Source organism: Burkholderia sp. Ac-20392 (assembly GCF_017104585.1).
GTDB classification, from domain to species: domain Bacteria; phylum Pseudomonadota; class Gammaproteobacteria; order Burkholderiales; family Burkholderiaceae; genus Burkholderia; species Burkholderia lata.
Genome location: NZ_JAAGPB010000984.1, coordinates 1 through 1,584 on the forward strand (window position 1 = coordinate 1; position 1,584 = coordinate 1,584).

The following is a 1,584-nucleotide window of genomic DNA, read 5'->3' on the forward strand; positions in this document are numbered from 1 at the left end:
GATGAACGACAACGCACCGGCGTGGAACGACGACGTGTTCGTGTCGTGGTCGCCGGCCAGCGGCGTCGTGCTGACGCAGTGAGGACGCCACGATGAGAACCTCCGCTTCCAATCCGTCCGCGCCGGTATCGTCCGGCGCCGCGAGCGCCGGCGCCGGACGCGCCCGCCCGGGCCGCTTCGCGATGCTGCAGCGCTTCCTGCCGTCGGGCCGCAGCGTCGCGATCGGCGTGCCGTTCCTGTGGCTTGCCGTGTTCTTCGCGCTGCCGTTCGTGCTGGTGCTGAAGATCAGCTTCGCCGACCAGGTGATGGGCATCCCGCCGTACACGTCGCTCGTCGAGATGAAGGACGGCGTGGTGCACTTCGCGCTGCAGCTGTCGCACTACGCGTTCCTGCTGCAGGACGACCTGTACATCGCGACCTATCTCAGCTCACTGAAGATGGCCGCCGTGTCGACGGTGCTGTGCCTGCTGATCGGTTATCCGATGGCGTACTACATCGCGCGCTCGGAACCGAACCGCCGCAACGTGCTGATGATGGCCGTGATGTTGCCGTTCTGGACGTCGTTCCTGATCCGCGTGTACGCCTGGATCGGCATCCTGAAGGATGACGGCCTGCTGAACCACACGCTGATCGCGCTCGGCATCATCCACACGCCGCTGCGCCTCTACCACAGCGACGCGGGCGTCTACATCGGGATGGTCTATTCGTACCTGCCGTTCATGGTGATGCCGCTGTACGCGCACCTCGTGAAGATGGACCTCACGCTGCTCGAAGCCGCGTACGACCTCGGCGCGAAACCGTGGGTCGCGTTCACGCGGATCACGCTGCCGCTGTCGAAGAACGGGATCATCGCCGGCAGCCTGCTGGTGTTCATCCCGGCGGTGGGCGAGTACGTGATTCCGGAACTGCTCGGCGGCGCCGACACGCTGATGATCGGCCGCGTGATGTGGGATGAATTCTTCAACAACATGGACTGGCCGATGGCGTCGGCCGTGACGGTCGCGATGGTGATGCTGCTGCTGGTGCCGATGGCGCTGTTCCAGTACTACCAGGTCAAGGAACTGGAGGACGCGAAATGATCAAGCCGAGCAAACCGCTGTCGACGGGCGTCCTCGCCTTCGGCTTCCTGTTCCTGTACATCCCGATCATCAGCCTGGTCGTGTACTCGTTCAACGAGTCGAAGCTGGTGACGGTGTGGTCGGGCTTCTCGCTGAAGTGGTACTCGGCGCTGCTGGACGACGACGAGCTGCTGAACGCCGCGTGGCTGTCGCTGAAGATCGGCCTGCTGACGGCGACCGCGTCGGTCGTGATCGGCACGTGGGCGGGCTTCGTGCTCGCGCGCTTCGGCCGCTTCAAGGGCTTCACGCTGTACACGGGGATGATCAACGCGCCGCTGGTGATTCCGGAAGTGATCCAGGGCATCTCGCTGCTGCTGCTGTTCGTTGCGCTGGAGCAGATGTTCGGCTGGCCGAAGGGTCGCGGGATGGTGACGATCTGGATCGGTCACGTGATGCTGTGCGTGTCGTACGTGGCGATCATCGTGCAGTCGCGCGTGAAGGAGATGAACAAGTCGCTGGAAGAGGC

General features: G+C 64.1%; 1 protein-coding gene and 1 pseudogene. Both read left to right on the forward strand.

What is annotated here, in order from left to right; genetic code table 11:
• Positions 1–92: 92 nt before the first annotated feature.
• Complete coding sequence (locus G3N99_RS40270; RefSeq protein ID WP_174937577.1) at positions 93–1,079, forward strand: ABC transporter permease subunit; 987 nt, start codon at positions 93–95, stop codon at positions 1,077–1,079.
• A pseudogene (locus G3N99_RS40275) lies at positions 1,076–1,584 on the forward strand (putrescine ABC transporter permease PotI); the annotation flags it as partial. The gene G3N99_RS40270 and the pseudogene G3N99_RS40275, both read left to right, overlap by 4 nt.